Raw genomic sequence first — 20,998 nt, forward strand, 5'->3', positions numbered from 1 at the left:
CCCGCTCTAGCCGATCACGCCTCCAATATAACAACGGCCTGAAGCGACTTCCTAGGGATAACATCTAAACTACGGCGAATATCCTCGTAACGCGCTGAGCCCAGGGCCACCACAAGGAAACACTGATCAGCAACTTGGGCGAGCGATTGATTTTCAACGAAAAACGGGGCTGGTTGGCCGAAAACGACAATGTTTTCGTACTGCTCATTGAGTGCTCTAAATAATTTACGAAGCGGGTTCAGTTTGATAGCCTTAAGATTACCAGGATGAAGCCTGGCATAGTCAAAACTCGTCATCTTGTCTCTTGGCGTTTTGACCTCACCCCATTTACAACGACCCGCTAGAAAATCACTAATATCATTCTTGCGATCTTTAGCGTCGGACACCGGATGTACCGGATTCATATCCACGAGCAGAGTGCTTTCCCCTGCATCTCCTAAGACGCTACTTACTGCTGCTGGTAGATAATGGCCTTCATCGCGATATCCTATGGGTAGTATCAATATCGGCCTCTTATTTATGGGTTGTGCCAAACTCGTCAACTCCCTCACCCTCTGAAAGAAAGTAAGCCGAGAAGCACCCCCTTCAGCCTTATCAGTGAGCTGATTTTTCAATTGTCTTAGATCTTCAGACAGCAAAGGCTCTGCATAACGAAGAACCTTGTTCGAAAAACTTAAGACAGGATGCCCTAGTGCCAGGTTTTGAACCCGCCAACTATCATAGGCAATAGGATTACTTCTATCTCTAATCCACAAGGTTAATAGATAAGTCAAAATAATTAAGCCTAATCCAATCCCACCTTGCATCAGAATAGCTTTCTTATTCGCGATGCGAGACTCTATGCTCGGAGCTACCGCAAAACGAAACCTATGACGCTGATCTGGGCTCGCTAGCTGTCTTTCGATCGACTGCTTCTCGTATTGGTACTCCTTTACTTTCTGAATCAGACTAGCTAGAAACAGGCTTTCATCACCTTGCAAGCCACTATTTTGCAAACTCGAATCAATCGGAATACCCGCTCTTTTCATGCGCGCTTGAAGCTGGAACAGCTGACGCAACATTCGATCGATTTGCCCCCGCAGGCGGTTCGCGCGACCTGATCGGCGAATCTTGTCTAGTTCCGATTTTTTTTGCACGACTTCTGGGTGCCTCGGCCCCCTCTTGGTTAGCAAATTGGCAAGCTCGGATTCAAGGCGAAGTTTACTATCGACCTCACTCTCGAATATACGGCCCATCTCATCTTGCTTTTTGACGATCTCACTGATTTTGCTACGTTCTTGATCTTTTAGCTTTTTCTTAGCCTGACGCCCTAAGCGTAAGGGGACATCAGCCTTCTCACTATCGTAGATCGAGATCACACCGGACAGCTTATCGAGATTCATTCGTTCTTCTTCCAGTTGCCCCTGGTAGAAGTCGAGGAAAAAATCGAGCTTATTGAGATATTCATTAAGCTGATCTTCAATAAACAAATCCATCGAAGCTTTTACAAGGCGACGAGCTTCCATGGGAGATGTCCCTGTTCCAGTCAGAAAAAGTTGTAAATCGAAGTTATTAGAACTACCTTCAAGCCTTGTAGCTAGCCACATCGCGAGGGAGTAACGACGGTAGGCCTCTCCCTCCAGAAGCCAAGATTCGGGGAGGATATCAGAAGGGATGACATCAACGGCTAAGACCTTATACCAAGGCTTCTCTTCTCCTGAAACATCGCCTTCCAAGTAGCCCATTCGCTCGCTAAGTCGCCCCAAAAATCCCAGGTCTTTTAAAGCCGCATCGTAATTACTGATTACGTGTTCGAATTCCGGATACTGGGTATCAACCACCGTCAAAGCACTATCTCGCGGATCAAAGATCACAACAGCCTGGGAACCGTATTCAAGCTCAAGCTTCGACATCCCCATAACAACAAATGCCGCTATCGGCCCAACAAATAGTAGAAGTGAAAGCCAATAACGTTTGCTAAGCGTAAGCAAGAAACCGAGAGGTGGCAGCTTTCTCAGGGATTCGGTCTGCTCGTGACCTGACTCCATAAATTTCCCCAATGTCATCCGTCTATGTTCATATCCCCGCCTCCATCTTAGCGTGAATCACTAGGAAAAATTTCACTAGAGTTGCTGATACCAAAAACTTAATCTTAGGTTTAAGATAGGATTAGGGAGGCATTATTGAGCAAACAACTCGACAATCAGATACTGTTTCTTTCGAAAAATGGTCCTCATCGCAATCAACTGCGGAAAAGCCTGGCGATGATGCACTATAAAGTTGACTTCGTCAGCACATTGATGGATGTCTTACCTGCCATCGGGAGCTTCAAATCATCCGTTTTCATCCATGATTGGAGTGCTTCAGATCCTAGCCAAGCGCGGAAGTTCCACCAGTCCTGGCCCAAAGGTATGATTCATATCTTAAGAATCACGATCCATCCTGAACTGAAACCCAGCGTCCTAGCCTTTGCCAATGATGTCGGTATCGACAAGGTGGTTAGCTCATCAGAAGCTAGTCTTGCCCTCGCTACTACTATCGAAATGCTACGATCAAAGCAAGGCTCCGAAGAACTAAACTTGATGCTCAAACGTCTCTCCGCTGGTGATGACAACTATGTTCAAGCGGATCTTGATGAAAATGTTGAAGAGGCCTACAAGCAGTACCAGCATAACCCTAAGGTGAAACTTGAATACGGTAACCTAGCCTTTCGTAAAGACGAGCTTCAAACTGCGGAAAACATTGCTCTGGAACTAACGACTAAAGAGCCTACTAATCTGAGAGCCAATAACCTCTTGGCGAAAGTCCTTATGAAAACCAGTCGGTGGTCTCAAGCGACTAGCCTCCTCGAAGCAGCCAACCAATTGAGCCCTCAAAACCCCGAAAGACTTGTAATGCTTGGTGATGCCTTTTATGGCAGTGGCGATCTGGACAAGGCTATGGGCTACTACCATGAAGCTTTAGACCTTCAAGAAGACCTTCAACTTGATACCAACGACACGGTTGAAAAAGTAGCTCAGGTTAAAATCGATCTTGGCGAGATGGAGGAAGCCTTTGAACTCCTTCATAAATCTGCATCGGAAGAGGAAGCTGCTGGTTATTTTAACAATGCTGCGGTTTTGGCATCTAAGAAACAGAACTATGAAAATGCGCTCAAGCTATACAAGACGGCACTTAAGGCCTTAAAAACCGACAAGCTGAAACCAATCATTTACACTAATATGTCCATCTCACAGAGAAAACTAGGACAAATAGCTGATGCCCAAAAGTCCATTCAACGGGCGCTCAAGTATGACCCCAAATATAAAAAAGCCCTTGATCAAAAAGAGAAATTGCAACAAAGCAAGGCTGGATAGAAACTCATTCCTTAGCCTGCCTTCTTTAAGGCTGGAACCGGTACTTTTTCTTGCTCAGCCATGGCAACGACATCCTGCTGCTTTGTCTGAACATCACCACCAGACATCTCAAAGAACTTTGCAGAGTTTTCTAACCCCTTTTCCGATAGCGCTTTATTTTGAGCAAGAAGCTGCTCCATATAAGCAAGTTTCTCTGTAAATTGCTCTGCCCGCCCAACATAACTCTTGATATCTTCGAGCCAATTTGAAGGAACTGAGGTTTCTTTATGGGTTTGCGCCAGCTCGTCTACGAGATCTTTGATCGAATGAACGACGGACTGATGAACATTCTGAAGCTTCGCTTTTATAAATTCGATGTCATTGCTTTGAGTCGATGTCGAACTCTCCGCATACTCATCGGGACGAGGCTCTGTAGCAATTGCTGCCACCATGTTATCTTTTAGTTGACGACTCAACTGCTGTATCTCAATCGCAAGTTTGTTGATTTCATCCGCGACGATTGTGAATCCACGACCACTTTCTCCAGCTCGCGAAGCTTCGATGGCAGCATTGAACGATAGCACTTTGGTCTGTAGCACCATGCTATCAAACCCCTTCATGGTCTCATTTAACCTACGGGTAATCGTAAGTTTGTGTTCGTCGTGGGCTCCGTTAGTAGCTCTCGATTCTGGGCTTTCTCTTCGGTTGGCATCTAAGTGAGCGAGAACCTGGTCCAACTCCATATCTAATTGCTTGCCAATCCGGCTAACCTCATCTTTAAGTTGCTCCCGCTTATCGATATCGCTGCTATCAGAAAGAGCGGACAGATCACTTTCTAGCCGCTTGACTCCCCTGGCCATGTCGGCGCAAAAATTCTGAATCCAGCCACCGGCCTCTTTGATCATGCGACCGTGACCTTGCACATTTAATAAGAGTTTCTCGCCGTGGGTCTTAAAGTAGACTCCGGCTTGATAGGTAAATTGCCCTAGGGTCTGCACATCTTGCTTCACTTCGTCCACATGAGACTGCAAGCGAACAAATTCCCAAATCAAAACCAAGCCTCCCAAGAGGATAATTCCAATGCTGATCATATCCCCGGTAAAGCCTGGGGATTGAACCCCATCAACAAATTCTTTTTCGGCCATTCTAATCTCTTGCTCTAATTGAGTAACCCGAGCATCGTGGGACTTAGCAAAGCCGTCGCTCACCTTAAGCCATAAAGGCTCTAAGGTCTCTAGAGCCTCATGACGATGAATCAAGGTTTCCCAGCTACTAAGATAAGTCCCTAGAGAACGCGTGACAAAGGCCTTGGCCCGTTGAGCTTCCAAGTCGTCCTGCTTGCTTTTGAAAGCTACATAAAATGCCCAGTCTAGCCCAGCCGCCTTCTCAAGGTTGCTACGATCGAAGGTTCTCAAATAGTCTTTTTCTAGGGTCCTGAGTTGCCAGTAGTATCGCGTTAACATATTTTTTGCTGGCATGGGTGATTTTCTAATATGGAATAACAAAATCGAGGCATTCTTATTGAGCTCACTCCTTAGGTCTTGGTCATTTTCGGACTCTAGCCATCTGTACTTCAGTTCCTCAATACTATCCACAGCGGAGCCTTCCCCTCGACCAGGCAATTGGGCAAGAACTTGCCGATAACTTCGAAGGTCGCGGTCCAGTATCTCGGTACGGCGAAAGTTTTCAAGAGATTTTTGAAGCTTAGCTCCGGCTTTCTTCAAATCTGCCAGCTGCTTGTAACCCCTACCTTGCCTATTCAAGGCATTGGCAAAATCAGCATGAAAGTCATGTCGATTGAAGTTGTAATAGAGCTTCACAGCGACAATTCCAACAACCATCACCATTAAAACGGTCGCTATACGATAATATTTTCTCATGACATACCAAAAATGAAACTTCCTGTAGGGGGTCGTCGGCAGCTCGGAAGCAGGTCACAAGCGGTTAAGCTCCATATTATCAATAAGTAAGTTTTTGGCTCAAAGCATCTCGTGCTCTAGAGGAGAGCGGAATGTAATGTTCAGGTATATGGGCTGGTAGCTGATGTCAAGAGTACGTCCGTCGAAGCTATAGATAGCCTGAGATAGCCCCAAACCCACATGACCGCCATCCTCTTCAAGGTCAGCATAAACCATCCAGCGAAACCGATGCATGTTGTCAAGATAGATATCTGATTCTTGTTTGTAGTGCCGGGGACGATTTTTTAGGGCCATCCCTAGGATAATCCCATCCGTCAAGCGTCCTTCCCAGCTCACTTGGATCTCATGACCGATAGTGCTCCCATCATCAAATTGATTGGTGAGAATGTTTCTATACTCAAGCCCTAAACGCAAGTCATTGAGTTGATAGACTAGGGAAGCCTCGTATGAGCCATGCCTCAAGATACGATAGTATTCCTCGACCGCACGTACCCCCTGTTGGTATTGCAAAGAAAGAACAAAATCACCTAGGAGCAAATAAAGCTCATGACGCAACTCATGGAACTTGACTTCGCTATCGGCATCGATTCCCAGCCCGAAGTCCACCCGCCGCTTACCCCAAAAAAGGCTTGTTTCTAGCCCATAAAGAAAGGCTCCCCAGCGAATTCCAACGTAAGGGCTGAGGGCATAGAGCTCCCGCCTGGTGTAAACTTCGGAGACGACCTCACGATCGCCAAAGAACACAGTGGTTTCATTGTCAGCTTGGAGCACTTCTCTGGTCATCCCAAAGCCTAACCTCAAGAAGTTTATGGAGCTATAGCTAGCAAAATCAATGATTCCACCATCGGCTACAGCGCGAAACTCTCCAATGCTCGCTCCGCTATCTTGCACCTCTTCTTCCTGATAAACCCCCTCCACTGACTCCGCGCTGAGCCGCCATGAGGACGAGGCAAAAATTAATGGGAAACGACTTTGGATGGGAAACAAGCTCGACGAGGCCAGCAACGAACTGGATATTGCCAGGAGAGGCATCGCCAGAAAAACAGAAAACAAAGTCAACCTCGACATGTAACCAATCCTACAAATTGAATTGGGGCTCCCCACCCATGCACTGATTTTCTGCTATATTATAACGGCAGTCCCTAAGGGAAGATACGTTGAATTGAAGGAGCATATATGAAACGACTCATTTTGGTGAGTGTCTACCTACTTGTCAACTCCTGCGCCACTCCCGTGACGGCTAAACTATGGGCGGAGTGCGAAGATGTTTGTAAGGACCGTAAAGGTGTCATGGAGGCTTGCGTTGAGTATTTTAAAGGCCCTGGCTGTCATTGCAACGATGACAAGATCATATGGCTAGACGAACGAAAGTGAAGGCAGGCATGAGATACAAGAAGGGGCCCTAAGAAAACCTTAGCCCCTCCTCCTGAATTGCTCGTAATCTAAAAGATCATGAACACAGTCCCGAGAATGATCGTTGGAATGATAGCCCCTAGGAGCAGGTTCAAGGGATTCACGCTCTTATTGGTGAAGAACTTAGATAGAATCGATTGACCAGCAGGGTTAGGAGCATTGGCAATAACAGTAAGACCACCACCCGTCACAGCACCTGCAACAACCGCATACTTAAGTCCTTCGGTAAAATCTGGCACTAGAGTAGCTAGATATGTGATGGCAGCGTTATCATTGAATGCTGTAAGTGTTGTAGCAGCCAACATCAAAGGTGTTTCTCCCAAGCTTGATAACACTGGCGCAATCCACCAGCCCTGAACACCACCATGATTCACCAAACCAGCTAGGAAAAAGCCAACGAGGATAGCTGTCTTGAGTTCGAGGCGATTCTGATGTTGAGGAGTCATATCTTTGAAGCCAAGGAAGAACAAGAACCCGCCGATGAAAAGTACAGGATAGTGAGCATTGATGACAGTCCAAACCAAGAACAAGATGTGAACTCCGGTGACCCAAAAAGGCACGTTTTTGCTGTCGTCACTGGCTGTAACCTCAACCTCGGATTGCCGATGACTTTCCTTGTACTCTTCAAGTTGCTTGAAATGCCCTTTAAAAATTAAGAAGTAGACGGCATTCGCGATGACAATACCAAGTACTGCCTTCCAACCGAAGTTGGTAAGCATATAGCCAGTCGACCAATCCCAGGGTGCAGCGACCATTAAGACCGGTGGTGCTGCAAAGTTTGTCAATGTCCCACCAACAGAAATATTGACGAACAATAAGCCCAGTGTCGCATATTTAAACGTATCGTTCGGCTTTAAGCGATAGAACTGTTTTGAGAGCAACATCGCAGCGATTGTCATGGCAGCGGGCTCTGTGATGAATGAACCAAGAATAGGGGCTAAGGTTAGTATGGATAACCACCAAGCTGCTACCGACTCCTTGCCAAGTTTTGCAAAGGAACGCAGAAGAGCTTCGGAAAAGTTGAGTATGGGTCGCGTTGCAGCAATGGTCATGATCACCACAACAAACATCGGCTCGATATAAACAACCTTTGAATTCACGTAATAGACAACAGTTCCCCAGCCTTTCGATGCGGCAATGGCTCCCATTAAGGCGAGAACCCAAATTCCAAAGATGGCTTCAACCTCACCTAAAAAGTGGAGAAGTTTCCCGAGAAATGACACATCATCTGCGCCCATTCCTGCATTGCCAGATTCGATCCGGCGCTTGATATGGCGCTCCTGAACCACGTGAGCATAATGGGCAATTTTTCCAGCGAAGAAGGTGTGTGTGATCGCACAAAGGAAAATCACGAGAGCAACGAGGTTGAAAGGGTCCTGTTCAATGCGAAAGGCTAACTTTCCAAAAAGGTCGAGGTCTTTGTCAGCGTAGCTATCCAATGGCAGTGGAAAATTTTGGTCGCTGGCCCCTCCCCCGCCCGCCGCTAAACTAAGGCCATCCCAAACGAGCAGGGTCAACAAGAAGAAACTGGATTTGAGCCGAAACCATGCGGCTCGTGAGGATTGTAGCATCATGCGCCTTTCCTATTCAGAAATGATGTTTGAGAACACAACCGCCATCACTAACAACTCGAAGTACTCACAAAATCAAGCGGCACCCAAAACACGTGTAATTTTAACATATTCAAGGTGAGTTCGGATGACACTCGGCCGAATGAATTGTCATAAACGATGACGGGTTAGGAAAAAAGGTCTTTTTTTACAGTCTTTAAGAATTGTTAAATCCGAAAGATATAAAGTCTACAAATTGACCACCTCAACCGTTGGTGGCAACCCCCAGCAAAGGGTCCATGCCGAGGCAGTGGCTCAAAGTGAGGATTTCATAAACTTAGCGTAACGTCCCCCGAATAGTTTCTTGAAATACGGATTAATTCCTTGGTGGGCATGCTACAGACCCAAAAAGTTCTAGTGAATCATCAGATTTTGAACTACAGTCCCTGGATCGGCCCCTATGGTGGCCAAAAATAACTATCAGGAGTCTGTATGTCGAACCAAAACCAAGTACAAGTGGCGCTACAACGCATCTACTTGAAAGACCTTAGCTTTGAATCCCCAGATCCCGTGGCAAGCTTTAAGACAAAGTGGGAACCACAGGTGAATCTAGATATTCGCAACCAGAACCGTAAGGTTGAAGGTGATCTTTATGAGTCGGTGCTTGAGCTAACAGCCACTGTAAAAGTTGGCGAGCAAACTGCATTCATCGTCGAAGTTGAGCAGGCTGGGATCTTCATGATAAAGGGCCTTGAAGGCGAGCAATTGAATCGCGTTCTAGGAACTTTCTGCATGAATGTTCTTTTCCCATACGCCCGAGAGGCTGTTGACAGCATGTGTCTGAAGGGGAGCTTCCCTCCACTAGTGCTTGCACCAATCAATTTCGACGCGTTGTATGACCAGTCGAAAAACCAAAACAACAAATAGCCAATGCCAAGATCCTTCGGGATCTTGCTCTCTGAATTAACTCTGACACCCCTCCAAAATTCTTTGCCGTCCTAGGGCCTTAGACCCGTCCGATTTTTTCCTCAAGTCACCTAGTAAAAATACCGATGTACCCTATGGGAGGATTTGACCAACGTCTGTAGGAGCACAAAAATGTCCAAGTTAATTCTGTACTTATCTTTTTTAGTCAGCTTTGCTCCCATCGCCTCAGCCATCGATGGAGTGAAAACAGAAATCCGGCCTCGTACGATATACAGCAAGGCTAATGCCAATAGCTTTAGTGGCAGCCACATTCTCGTCAATGTTTTTCTGCCCAAGCCAGGTAGTAAGGACTTGCTTATCGAGGTACAAAATAACGATCGTTTTGCGGTCGGGCTCTTTGAATTTGATCTATCAACATTTAGCCGCTTTGGTTCGGTTGAATGGGGAACCATCCAGCCAAAGACTTCAAAGAAGAAGCTTTTTCAGATCGAGCACACCCAAGGGCTGAGACTCGCAGACTTCACTGTGATAGATGCTGATGCAAATCCCCGCTACCCGAACCTGCTGGTTCAATTCATTCGACCTTAGACACATACGCCCCTCTCACCAGGGGCTGGCCTTTTACTTTGGTGTGATGGGTATCGGGTTTTAAGAGCTTATGGCCGAATCGCAGGAACCCGGGTATCCTTTGAAAAAATCTCGGCTTCCTGACTAGGAATGCCATCACCTTGACTATCATCGCCTAATATCGAGCTAAGTGCTATTTGTGCCCGTCGAAAAACATCTTCGTTGCGAACCCAACGACTTGCCCCCCAAGCTATACCCACTAACCCGTTTTCATCCAACTCCTGGCCCTTAGGAACCAGGTAGATTTGCTCCTCGACATCAAGATATTGATCCAAGATCAAAGACTGCACGAGGTAGGCGAAATCTTCTTCGGGACTGAGAAACGACAAAAAATGTGTCGCCTCACTTTCCTGCCAAAGGCTTTCAACAGTCTCGACGTCAACACCAAGCAGGAGACTACTATATTCCTGGTAGACAATATTCCGAGCCAACGCGGTCAGCGTCGGAGCATTTAGAGTGATGCCTAGGCCATCGTGTAAGCGCTGATCCATGCGATTGACCGCTAACTGATAGGGGGTGATCCCAGCATAGGCTGCACTCATATCCGTGCCCATAAAGTCATTGGCATGAGCCAATTGATGAAATAATTCAGAGGCAAAATTAGGCCAAATCTCGTCTTCAGTGCGAGGTAGATCTCCTGAAATTTCCGGAGTTCTGACAACTTCGAGGTAATAGGAATACCCGGCAAAACCGTTGTGTAGGCGGGACTTTACTGGCACCTGATAGCTTTCCTCAAGCTCCTGCCAGAACAAATTAGCATCAAGGTAGAGCACTCCATTGAGGGCCCAAAAAAAAGAATGACTCAGATTGCGACTTAAGACAATTGCCGTGACTGGCGCAAATAGGGGCCAAAGGCTCTCAGGCACACGATCCATGAATGACACAAATTGCGCCCGCAACCAAGGGTCCGAAGCCACCACCCGAGCTTCAATAGCCGTGCGATCAAGTACTTCTTCTTGTCCAAGAGGTGGAAGTGTGAGATAGGAGCAAGCCTTATCAGGCTCGTTGCGATAAACACAGTCTTCGAGTTTATCTTGGTAGGGGCTGCTATCGAGAGCCCAGACCCGAACATCACCAGAAAAGAAATGCTGGCGAAAGGGTTCACGCTCGATTTCCTGGTTGGAACTACAAGCATTCAGACAAAGCTGCCAGATGATAAGGCTAGCAATCATCCACCTATAATCGTTTATCATCGTTCAACACCTTTTGAAAATCACACCTTACCACCTCGCCTGGGGTTAGCAGAATGCTTGCCCTCACCCCTTGCGGCTATTTTTTGTCAACTATAACAGCCCTTTAAATACTTGTCAGGAGCAAACTCAAACAATTTCAGCGATTTCGCCGAAAGTTAATTCAGGATTTTTTAGTTTGGAAGGTTTGCATGAGCAAGGATGCTCGACATTCTGTACGGATCAAAATTACAAACGAACCTTGGACGCTGCGCTACTCACGTGAGGATGAATCACTAGAGTCACCCATCGATGACGTTTCCTCCCAAGGTCTGGCGATCACACCACCCTATCGCGAAAACAGTCCCTTTCATGTGGGTGCCAGCGTCGAGCAGGTTTATATCGTTTCTCAATACCGTACTTACGGGCCTTTGAACTTTCGAATTAAACGGATCACGTTTCAACTCGATATCGAGCGAATTCACGTAGCCATGATGGTCGATGATGATAACAGCGATGCCATCATGAAACAGGTCTATCAAGATCTCTATGGGTTGCTGGAATCCGAACCAGAACCTAGCCCGGAATGGATTCCCATTCCAGCCAGAGGAGACGCCAATGAACAGTCTCGCCTACAGCGGCTAAACTTTCTAAGAGAACGCACTGCTCAACCACTTAGCGGCTTAGAGCATTGCTACCTAGACCCAGCTGACGCCTCCACAAAAGTCGAGAACTTCATCGGTTCCATTGAAATGCCAGTAGGTGTTGCTGGTCCCCTCCACTTTCATGGGGAGCGGGTGTCTGGCCCCATCTATGCACCCTTTGCGACTAATGAAACATCCTTGGTTGCCTCGGCGGCGCGGGGTTCGAAGGCTATGAGTATGAGTGGAGGTGTATCGACACGAGTGATGAGACAATCCATCCGGCTCAACCCGCTAATGATATTTGAAAACCACAAAGGAGCTAACTATTTCACCCGCTGGCTGCTTGATCACAAAGCAGAAATGGCTGATCAGATCCAAGACCTATTTCCTGAAATTGACCGCGTTGAAATCTGGCCCCATAGCTTAGGTACCAAGGTTCATATAAGCCTCCATTATACCCTAGCAGAATCTGGTTCCCTATCTAAAGTTAAACAGGCGACTTGGACCTTCATCCAACGGTGCCTCGACTACATGCTTCCCAAGGAATCAGTGACGATCGAAAACTTTGTGATCGACTCTTCATTTCAAGGGGATACCCCAGCCGATCGATCGCCGCTATTTTCAGGTAACGGCATTCAGGTCATTGCTGAAGCAATGATAACTGAAGACGTTGCGCAGACCATTCTCAAGTCAAATTTGAGCGAGATCTTAGCTGCGTATCGCCACCATCAAACTAATCGCAACCTAAACGACTGCAAGCATACTCATCTTGGTTTAAACCATACCTTACCCTCGCTACTGATGGCCACAGGTCAAAGCCTTTCAAGTATGGTTGACACCTGTATTGGACAATTCTATGTGGAGCCCGTTGATGGCGGCTTGTACACATCTCTGATCTTGCCTCGACTTGATTTGGAAACCGTTGGCAAAGGGACCAGTTTCGGGCATCAACAGCAATGCTTAGAGTTAATTGAGTGCCATGGCCCCGGCAAACAGGGGCGGCTCGCCGAGATTGTAGCTGGCTTTTCTTTGGCTCTTGAAGTTTCTGGTTTGGCATCTCTGGCTAAATCCTATTTTTCCGTGAGTCGCCGGAGTTTCTTAAAGAATCACCCTGTGGAATGCCTCCGTATGGAGCACCTCGACAAGGCATTCTTCACCCCAATTTTACAAACGTTAGAGGGAACTCCCGGAGTACTTGTAGAAAGTCTATCGTTTTCTAGTGAAATTATGAATCAGTCCTATTTTGCGAAACACCTCATCCGACGCAAGCTCCCCAAGTTTGTCGGCCTCACCAAAGCGAAGCTTCGCTACCGGGTGGGCCAAGGCGATACGAAGTACTATACCTGCGTTGTAAAGTCTCTCCTATCGGGACAGGACGTCCAGTTGGTCATCGAAAGCATAACCAAAAACTGTGGAGAACTGCTTTCGTCGTATATCTCTCGATACCAGGAAGCTTTACCGTATCGCGACTGTCACGAAAGGGAATGGCGCATCAATCGTGAGCCACCGAAGCCCCTAGTAGAGTTCCTCCCCAAGCGCCCGGCTTGCTATCGCCAAAGTAAAAATGATGCCTATGTCGTGATAATGGAAGATCTCGGTAATAAAATTGGTTCGATCATCCAAGACTCCAAGCGAATCGCTGAGAAGCTAGGGGTGTTGCATGGCCAGCTGCGGGCTCACGCTCACTCCGATCTCTATATGCCTCATATTGATCAGATCAATGTAGCATCTATCCTTTGGGGCTCCTTGGTTGTTAATGGTAAATTCCTGTTTCCCGAATGGTATGACGATCATCTTTTCCAGCACCAAATGAATCTGCTCGCCAAACGAGATACATGGCTACCAGAGTGGGATGCTTGTCCGAAGACAATGATTCACGGTCGTCTCAATCAAAATCACATGGCCTTTCATAACGATCGATTGACTTTGATCGATTGGAGCTATAGCTCTTGGAACATCGCCCAACATGACCTCATCGATTTTATGATTCATCTCCATCATCAACTTGATGAGGAGCTTCTTAACGAGCTGTCTCAAGCCCATTGGCAAGCTTTAAGTGAAAGTTCCGAAAGGGATCTCAGTCAGGACGAGTGGCAAAAGCAGCTCCGTCTAGCTCTTAAATTCTATACAGTATTTACCTATCCTCTTGGCCTCCTTGAAGATAGTTTTCAAAAGTCTAGCAAACTGATTCACTTCCATTCTAATTTGATACGCATTCTAACTTGGCAAGGATTGATGGCATGAAACTAATTTCCTCGCAAGATCTTCTCGACTATCATCTGGAGGACACCGGTTTCAAAGCGCTCAGGTTGCAAATGGCAGCTCTAACTAATTCTGATCAAATTCCCACCTACTGGTGTCTAACAGGCAGTACTTGCCTAGAAATTCTCGAAGAATCTGCTAATTTTGAACAATTAGTAGGCTATCTGGATCAACTTCAGCAAGATTCTCAGAGGGAAGTTATCAAGCAAGCGGTAGAGCAGATAGTGATGGCAACCCCACTACCCGAGGCTCTTGCCAACGAACTTAATGAACTTCTGGATCGGGAAAATCACCTTGTAGTTCGTTCGTCTTCAGCGCAGCCCCATCGATCCTCGTCATGTGTCGCTAGCTTTATAAGTGGAGAATTCACGAAGCTTCAATCTGCAATATTACAGCATATTGCCTGTGAACTGGTGGAGAACGGGATGCCCTTTATGGGTTCTTTAATTCTCCAGCGCTATGTGTCAGTTGATAAAACCATGATCGTTTTTACGGCCAATCCTCATAATGGCAACCGATCCCAGGCTGTGATGGAACACTACTACGGCTCAAAGAAAATCGAAGATCAAATCGATTATCTAGAGTATAATTGGCGGTCCAAGAAGATCGAGGTCCAGAATGCAGGCATGAAAACTCGCTCCTTAAGATACGATGCCAATGGCCGTGAGATTTCAAGCGAAGTTTCTCCCAAGTTTCATTTGACTCCTATTTTGGAACAGAAGTCCATAGACTTGATCTTAAAGCAGAGTTTTGCCATCTTAAAACAATTCTCGAAGCCATTACGTCTTCACTTCGCAAGCTCGGGGGGCCGTCTATACTTACTCGGCATCAAAAAACCAGCCTACTTTCCTGCTATGAGGGATAATTCACGCCACGGGAGCACCTGGAGCAACGATAACCTTGAAACCAGCTACCTGGGGCTAACATCACCTTTGTCTTTTTCAGTCAATCGTCACCTCTACCAAAGTAAGCTAACCTATCTACTGAATCTTTTTAAAGCGGATCCACTTGCAATAAATACCCAACGCGCAAAGATGCAGCACGTGCTTTCTATGATTACATGTCGCATATTTAGTAACAAAACAGCATTAAGCGAGATAGCACAGCTGGTACCTCATGAGCAAGATCGAGCTCTTCTTGAAAGTTTCCTTACCCTTGGAACCACCAATAACCAACCCGATCACGCCCCCCCCCTACTCAAAAAGTTGCGGGCAGCTATCTTCCAAGATGTGGATGAGATGCACCTCCAGGCCCAAAAGAAAAGTCAAGATTTCGCACAACGCTACCGCGATCGATTTCTGGATTACACCCCTCAGTATTTTGCCACTCATAACGTAGGGGAGCTTTTCTCAGAATTCGAAGACCTTCTGAACCAACATTCACAGTTACATCACAGCCAAGCCTTGGTGCGTCTTGAAGCATTTAAAGTCGGTCTTAAAATTCAAGGTATCAGCCAGGAAGCCGGTGTTCCTATGTCGCCTCTAGAACTTGAGCTTTCTATGCAACTCGATACACCAACGTTTTACCGAGACTTCCTCGATATGGCAAGGGAGTTTAGCCAAGAGCGCATCATGGAGAACTATGACTTTCATGATCCACAGAAGTTGTTCCACCATCTTGCAAAAGATCACCAAAAAGCTAATCATTGCTTCCGTAGCTTTATTCAAGACTATGGTTTCTTGAGTTTTCAGGAAGGTAAATTTAACTCAGTGACCGTGGCGGAAAATCCGGCTATTCTTCTGCCACTGCTCCATCTATATTGCCAGCACAAAGAAGTCATTCCACCAATGAAGTCGGAGCCACCGCAGCAAAAGATTCTAAATGAGTTGTTTCACAAGATTCATCAAAGCCAAGGTCCTAGTATTCTGAATCGCTTGCGCAAGAAATATCAGAAATTTCAGCAATTGATGGTGGATGTCCAACATATCCGCATTCAAAAGCTTCAGTTTTTTATGCTTCTCAAGCAGGTGGTAAGTGCCATAGGCTATCAGCTTCACGATAGCCAGTTCATCGAAAACCCAACGGACATCCATTACTTTCTCATGGAAGAATTTGAAGCTCTTGAATTAGGTGGATTTCTCGACAAAGACATCAAAGACTTGATCAGTAAGCGCAAGGAAGAGTATCAGGCTTACCAAAATACCTATAACAATATCCGCGAATTTCAAATAACAGAATTTATTCCTGTCACAGAAAATGTCATTGAGAAATTTTTTAAAGAAAGCCCAAAACCATGGGGGCGTATTCACGGCCAAGGTAATCACGCTGGTTCCTTTAACGGGAATATTAAGAAGATCCATAGCCCCGAAGACTTTAGCCAGATCCTGAATAAGATCGTACTTCTCCAGGTGCCTTCCAACTTAGCGAGTCTAGCTGTTCCCCTAGCTAAAGGTATCATCGTCGAACAGTGCAGCCATAGCAGTTATCTAACGTCCCTTTCAAATATGCTGCAAAGACCAATGGTCACCAACGTTCCTCGTGTATTTCAGAGAGTTTCAGATCAGCAACCGATTCACATTGATAGCGATGATGGCGCCATTGAAAAGATGTTAAATGCTGCCCAAGATGATGATTCCCAAGCTTCTTAAAGTTTTGAGTAACCTCTGCTCAGCGCAGCGTGTTTGGGTTGCTGTTTTACGATCTAACTGTATCCGAATTTTTGCGGCTTATCTGAGGTGGATAGAGTAACTGCAGGTAGAGAAAAAGTATAAGAGCAGTGTGGACAACACACGCAAACAGTTCTTCAATAGCTGCGAAGGTAATAACGCCAACCATTCAAGAAATCGATATTGCGCTGCTTGAGCCTGGGTAGGTCTTTTGGGAAGTATGCATCAATACTATAAACAGAACATACAAATACTTTACGCATACCTTGAGAATCAGTGGTATCAATGTCGATCTGCCAATTTTGATCTTTGATAAAACGAATGAGCGAACTAGGTAGTTTTACTCCATCAGAAAAACTAATATATGCAATGCCTATCTGTCCATTTTCATGGTTGCCCTGACAAGAAAACTGGGTTGAAAGACCGCGACTGTTCAAACCCTTTACAATGTCCAGCATTTCACTATCAATTTTCTCGATTGGCAACCTCATAGCACCCAGTAATTGTTTAACATTCAGCTAAAAGAGCAAAGACTCCATAGGTCTAGCGGATGGCTAATTTAGCAGTAGCAAGTTGGGTGCCTTCTAGCTGTAACTCTCCTTCAAACCCATGTCGGCCAAGCTACAAATAGTTTCGCTTAGCGGCTGTTGGCGTTTGAACATATCCTAGCGTTCTGGCTGAATGAAAACCAAGACTGGCAGAGAGGAGGAGACATGGCGAGAATATAGTGACGTCGAGCGACAACAGATTGACTTATTAAGTTAAATCAGCGGCCTGTGTTCGAAACGTCAACAGCCCCTCGTGTCCCCGGAGTAAGCAGCCCACAGTTTAAGTAAAATTCCGATCCATGATTCTGTCACAGGTTCGTTCGGCTAGGGCTACAAGGGTTAAAGTTGGATTGGCCGTTCCTGCCGTTGGGAAGTTACTGGAGCCCAATATAGATAAGTTCTTATGATCGTGACTTTGTCCCCATGAGTCCACTACCGAGTCCTTTGGAGAGATACCCATTTTCGTAGTACCCATGATATGTCCGGCGCCGAAAATAAGATCGTTCGATCGAATTTCTTTGCAACCTAACCCTTTAAAAAATTTTTGTCGTTGGGCTTTTCCAAGATCTAAGCCAGCAAACTCATAATCGGTAAACTTATAGAAGATCTCAGGCCTAGGAATCCCTAAAGCATCTTTTTTCTGTGAAAGAGTGACCCTATTGTGACTTTGGGGCAATTGTTCTAAGAGTGTCGCTATTGAGACTTGAGCCAAGCAATGCTCTTGAAGCACCTCCTTTAGCTTTTTTCCTCTTAAACCTTGCTCAACAAACTTGGCAGCGTCTACGACGGGACCACCTTCCGCCCAGCCCCAGCCGTCATTATGTATTTCTAGGCGAGACGCAGCTACTTTCTTGCGAAACGTACCCGTTCGCAGTTGCTCAAACCCAGATGTTGAAAGAGGCCCCCTAAATGGCCAGACTTTTTCCGGCATAAGCGCCCACCCTAGCTGCACTGGGTGATCCATCAGGTTTCTGCCAACCATATCACTTAAATTGGCGACCCCTAGAGGAACATTTTCTGATTTTGAGTTCAGGAGTAACTTTGGAGTCTCGATACCACCAGCCGCAAGAATAAAATGCTTTGCAGATGCCTTGTGAGATGTCCCATCCCAAGTTTGATAGGTGATACTTTCAACCGCACCTAAGCTATCGATGTCTATCTTACTAGCGACAGCCTTCGACACTAGATGCAGACCTTTCTGGACTGCAGACTTTATATCTTTGTAAGCTTCATACTTAGCACCAACCGGACAGATCGGGACACAGCTATTACTCCCCAAGCACGTCTTAGGGTTTCTAGCCTGAGGATTGGTGGCCATTTTAAAGGCTCGTCCCTGGAAAGTAGTCCCTTCGATCCTCTTTCTAATCACCTTATCAAGGTAAGAAACAGGTACCGGGGGGCTTGGATATTTTGACTGCCGAGGTGAATCGAGGTCAAAATCATTGTCACCGGCCACGTTTAAAAATTTCTCTGCTCGGTCATAATATGGAGCGAGTTGTTCGTAAGTGATCGGCCAATCAGCGCCAACCCCAAACGTACTTTTAAGTTTAAAATCTTCTGGCACAAGTCTTAAGCAGCTTCCGAGCCAATGCCAAGTAGAACCACCTACCAGCCTCTCGTAGCTGCTATTAAAAAAACTGGGGCCCTTTTGAACATAGTAGTCTTGTGGCTTGCTAACATCAGGGCGAGGAGCCTGAGGGCTGTCAGGATAAGGGACACTTGGCACTTTGATATCGGCTTTCTGATACCGTGATACGAGGACATCCCGACTTGCTGGCTCAGGACCAGCCTCCAACATAAGAACTGAAAGTCCTTTATCTAAAAAGCGATGAGCAGCCAAAGCACCAGCAACACCACTACCAACAATCAAGATGTCATATGTTTTTCTCATGACTTACTCCCTGGGAGATCATATCTTGTTCCATAAGGAACTGATGGAGGTGTTATACCAATCAGCTTCCACACCAAAGCTTGTACGTAACCATGAGCTTTCAGTGCAAGCGGCAACTCATTGGACGCACATAACCACATTTTCAAAATAGCCATCTCGATCTCTGGCCAGTTCGGGTGGTGGGTTTTGGACTTTGTCCCTTCTCCACGAAAACTATTCTCATCTAGCTTGAACTTCTGCTTCAAAAGCCTCCAATAAGCAAGAGCGAGAACAGGATCTAAATGACTCTCTTCCAATAAGCTTTCAGACAGTTTGATAAAACCCGGTGGAGCTACCTGTTCCTCAGCCAAAAGCGCGTCCAGCCAATACTGATCCAGCGTCGTAACACCAATTGCCGCTGCCGCTAGGCTGATCAGCTTCCTTCTATCTAAACTCGTCATGTGTTTCAATCTCCTTGGCATGAAAGAGGGTGATCATTCATTTTCCACGAATATAATACAACGGAAATTATTGTTCGATTGGTCCTTGAACTTTTGACTGTTCGCAAGAATCCTATTCAAAAAATTTGAAGACGGCGATTCTCCATTCATCATTGATTCTATCGGTGGTAGGCTCCACCCAAACTTAACGAGCAAATAAATAAGCCTTCGGTTTCTTTCGATTTACCGGACATAAATCAGGACATTCAGAAACCTCTTACGGCTTATTTGTTTGCGTCTATTTCCATAATTCCACGGGAGACTTTATGAGACTTATCACGAAGACATTAGGAATCACCATGCCATGGCTCCTTACAAGCTGTGGTTACTTGCCAACAGCATCACAACTTGATGTGGCGTCAAGTACGAGCTTTTCGGCTTGGTGCCAATCTTGGCAACTTGAAAGTTGCGAGAAAGTACCCAGCGACAAAATTCCTTCTAAACTTTGGCCCTCAGCATTGGAGATTGCAGATGCTTTGGTAAAAAGCCCATCCAGCATCAATTTCGAGCGCGGTAGCTTCGAGTCTTCAAGTGTTCAGAACCTTCTTATGAACACGTTAGGGCGAGACACGATAGATCACCTCAATCAAATACCTTGGTCTTCCATTTATACAGATGGAACAGCATTCAACATTGAACAGGATGAAGTCAGTGAAGTTGTAACAAATGGTCTAAGAACAGAATTCGCGATGAGTTCTCGTCTGGTCCTAAGTGAACCCGGGACACTAGCCATTGATGGTATAACCTTAAATAATAGCGATAGAACAAAAATATTTACTATCAAGACCATTGATCTTAGCGTCAGTAATCGCTTGACATTCGAAAATTCTGACCTCGTAATCGAAGATATTCCCTTGGAGTTTATCTTACCCTTGCCTGACCAATGGCCGACTATAGTCCCATCTGAATTACTATCCCTAACAAGAGATGTACTTTTCGACCAGGACGTATCTTGGAGAAACGCCATAGATATCCAGCTGAACGAGTCGAACCTAGAGACGATTCACAACGCAATTGTTCCAATTCTTGAGCCCGATGCTGTTACACCTGGGCTATCAAAAATTCTTGAGACAGCTCAGTCCGCGAACTTTGGAGGGACGCAATCACAAAACGAATGGGGGAGCCTGACTCTCAAAAACGAACTTAGCTGCGAGGCAAAGCTGCGCAATATTCCTGTTCTTGGTTCGGCGACGGTACGTCTCGATCTTGATCAGCGTTCGAGCCTTTCTAAGCTAAAAGAAACAAGCAATGGCTTCTCTTTTGAAATATCAGGAATCGATAGCAATTTCGGCAAGATCAGTCGTATTGAAGTAGATGGTAGTAAGATCAAAGCCAAGATCGGCTGGTTGACAATTCCTGTTGATGTCGATGATGCGGTCAGTGGTGAGAATGCTATAGCCATAGACAGCCTAACATGTTCATAACTCCGTTCGGTGCGAGTTTTATTGTTTAGTGCTTTAACCGCCACGAAAGTGCTGTTTCATGTTTATAACAAGAGAACATTGACATATTGCTCAACTAAGGGCAGTTGACGTTTCGAAGGCACATCAACTGCCGCTCCTAAAAACCTAGACAAACCTGGGTCCATCTAAAATTAAAGGTAATTCGCTCTCCGTTAATGTCGATTTCTCGCGTGTAACTGGAGTCCT

At 45.9% G+C, this 20,998-nt stretch carries 15 protein-coding genes; 7 read left to right on the plus strand and 8 right to left on the minus strand.

What is annotated here, in order from left to right; genetic code table 11:
* Positions 1 to 14: 14 nt before the first annotated feature.
* The gene (locus B9N89_RS24055; RefSeq protein WP_132323498.1) at positions 15 to 2,027 is read right to left on the minus strand and encodes a hypothetical protein; all 2,013 of its coding nucleotides are present in this window, start codon (positions 2,025 to 2,027) and stop codon (positions 15 to 17) included.
* Positions 2,028 to 2,162: 135 nt separating this feature from the next.
* Here B9N89_RS24055 and B9N89_RS24060 point away from each other — a divergent pair, with 135 nt between their 5' ends.
* On the plus strand, positions 2,163 to 3,335 hold the full coding sequence (locus B9N89_RS24060; RefSeq protein ID WP_132323500.1) for a tetratricopeptide repeat protein: 1,173 nt from the start codon (positions 2,163 to 2,165) through the stop codon (positions 3,333 to 3,335).
* An 11-nt stretch (positions 3,336 to 3,346) separates the two neighbouring features.
* Here B9N89_RS24060 and B9N89_RS32325 read toward each other — a convergent pair whose 3' ends face one another.
* Together B9N89_RS32325 and B9N89_RS24070 are read right to left on the minus strand one after the other, a co-directional pair.
* The gene (locus tag B9N89_RS32325) at positions 3,347 to 5,194 is read right to left on the minus strand and encodes a methyl-accepting chemotaxis protein (protein ID WP_132323502.1); all 1,848 of its coding nucleotides are present in this window, start codon (positions 5,192 to 5,194) and stop codon (positions 3,347 to 3,349) included.
* A gap of 99 nt (positions 5,195 to 5,293) precedes the next feature.
* Positions 5,294 to 6,301, minus strand: coding sequence for a hypothetical protein (locus B9N89_RS24070; RefSeq protein ID WP_132323504.1), 1,008 nt, complete (start codon positions 6,299 to 6,301; stop codon positions 5,294 to 5,296).
* 108 nt (positions 6,302 to 6,409) lie between these two features.
* On the opposite strand from B9N89_RS24070, the gene B9N89_RS24075 reads away from it, so the two are divergent.
* Positions 6,410 to 6,607, plus strand: coding sequence for a hypothetical protein (locus B9N89_RS24075; RefSeq protein WP_132323506.1), 198 nt, complete (start codon positions 6,410 to 6,412; stop codon positions 6,605 to 6,607).
* A 68-nt stretch (positions 6,608 to 6,675) separates the two neighbouring features.
* On the opposite strand, the gene B9N89_RS24080 is transcribed toward B9N89_RS24075, so the two are convergent.
* A complete protein-coding gene (locus B9N89_RS24080) occupies positions 6,676 to 8,220 on the minus strand; it encodes a putative Na+/H+ antiporter (protein ID WP_200820782.1) in 1,545 nt (514 codons plus the stop codon).
* 468 nt (positions 8,221 to 8,688) lie between these two features.
* Here B9N89_RS24080 and secB point away from each other — a divergent pair, with 468 nt between their 5' ends.
* Together secB and B9N89_RS24090 are read left to right on the plus strand one after the other, a co-directional pair.
* The gene (gene secB, locus B9N89_RS24085) at positions 8,689 to 9,123 is read left to right on the plus strand and encodes a protein-export chaperone SecB (protein WP_132323508.1); all 435 of its coding nucleotides are present in this window, start codon (positions 8,689 to 8,691) and stop codon (positions 9,121 to 9,123) included.
* Positions 9,124 to 9,294: 171 nt separating this feature from the next.
* A complete protein-coding gene (locus B9N89_RS24090) occupies positions 9,295 to 9,711 on the plus strand; it encodes a hypothetical protein (RefSeq protein WP_132323510.1) in 417 nt (138 codons plus the stop codon).
* A 68-nt stretch (positions 9,712 to 9,779) separates the two neighbouring features.
* Here the strand turns inward: B9N89_RS24090 and B9N89_RS24095 are convergent, their stop codons facing one another.
* Positions 9,780 to 10,943 carry a hypothetical protein gene (locus B9N89_RS24095; protein WP_132323512.1) on the minus strand — a complete coding sequence of 388 codons (1,164 nt, stop codon included), beginning with the start codon at positions 10,941 to 10,943 and terminating at the stop codon, positions 9,780 to 9,782.
* Positions 10,944 to 11,131: 188 nt separating this feature from the next.
* Here B9N89_RS24095 and B9N89_RS24100 point away from each other — a divergent pair, with 188 nt between their 5' ends.
* Both B9N89_RS24100 and B9N89_RS24105 read left to right on the plus strand, forming a co-directional pair.
* Positions 11,132 to 13,807: a phosphotransferase gene (locus B9N89_RS24100; RefSeq protein ID WP_132323514.1), complete on the plus strand. Its 2,676-nt coding sequence runs from the start codon at positions 11,132 to 11,134 to the stop codon at positions 13,805 to 13,807.
* Positions 13,804 to 16,413: a PEP-utilizing enzyme gene (locus tag B9N89_RS24105; protein ID WP_132323516.1), complete on the plus strand. Its 2,610-nt coding sequence runs from the start codon at positions 13,804 to 13,806 to the stop codon at positions 16,411 to 16,413. Before B9N89_RS24100 ends, B9N89_RS24105 begins: the two co-directional genes overlap by 4 nt.
* A gap of 155 nt (positions 16,414 to 16,568) precedes the next feature.
* On the opposite strand, the gene B9N89_RS24110 is transcribed toward B9N89_RS24105, so the two are convergent.
* From B9N89_RS24110 to B9N89_RS24120, 3 genes are all read right to left on the minus strand, one after another.
* A complete protein-coding gene (locus B9N89_RS24110; RefSeq protein ID WP_132323518.1) occupies positions 16,569 to 16,922 on the minus strand; it encodes a hypothetical protein in 354 nt (117 codons plus the stop codon).
* Between the two features lie 337 nt (positions 16,923 to 17,259).
* Complete coding sequence (locus B9N89_RS24115) at positions 17,260 to 18,870, minus strand: GMC family oxidoreductase (protein WP_132323520.1); 1,611 nt, start codon at positions 18,868 to 18,870, stop codon at positions 17,260 to 17,262.
* The gene (locus tag B9N89_RS24120; RefSeq protein WP_159455607.1) at positions 18,867 to 19,310 is read right to left on the minus strand and encodes a hypothetical protein; all 444 of its coding nucleotides are present in this window, start codon (positions 19,308 to 19,310) and stop codon (positions 18,867 to 18,869) included. Before B9N89_RS24120 ends, B9N89_RS24115 begins: the two co-directional genes overlap by 4 nt.
* 305 nt (positions 19,311 to 19,615) lie before the next feature.
* On the opposite strand from B9N89_RS24120, the gene B9N89_RS24125 reads away from it, so the two are divergent.
* A complete protein-coding gene (locus tag B9N89_RS24125; protein ID WP_132323524.1) occupies positions 19,616 to 20,773 on the plus strand; it encodes a hypothetical protein in 1,158 nt (385 codons plus the stop codon).
* Positions 20,774 to 20,998 lie beyond the last annotated feature (225 nt).

The organism is Pseudobacteriovorax antillogorgiicola (genome assembly GCF_900177345.1).
GTDB lineage: Bacteria > Bdellovibrionota_B > Oligoflexia > Oligoflexales > Oligoflexaceae > Pseudobacteriovorax > Pseudobacteriovorax antillogorgiicola.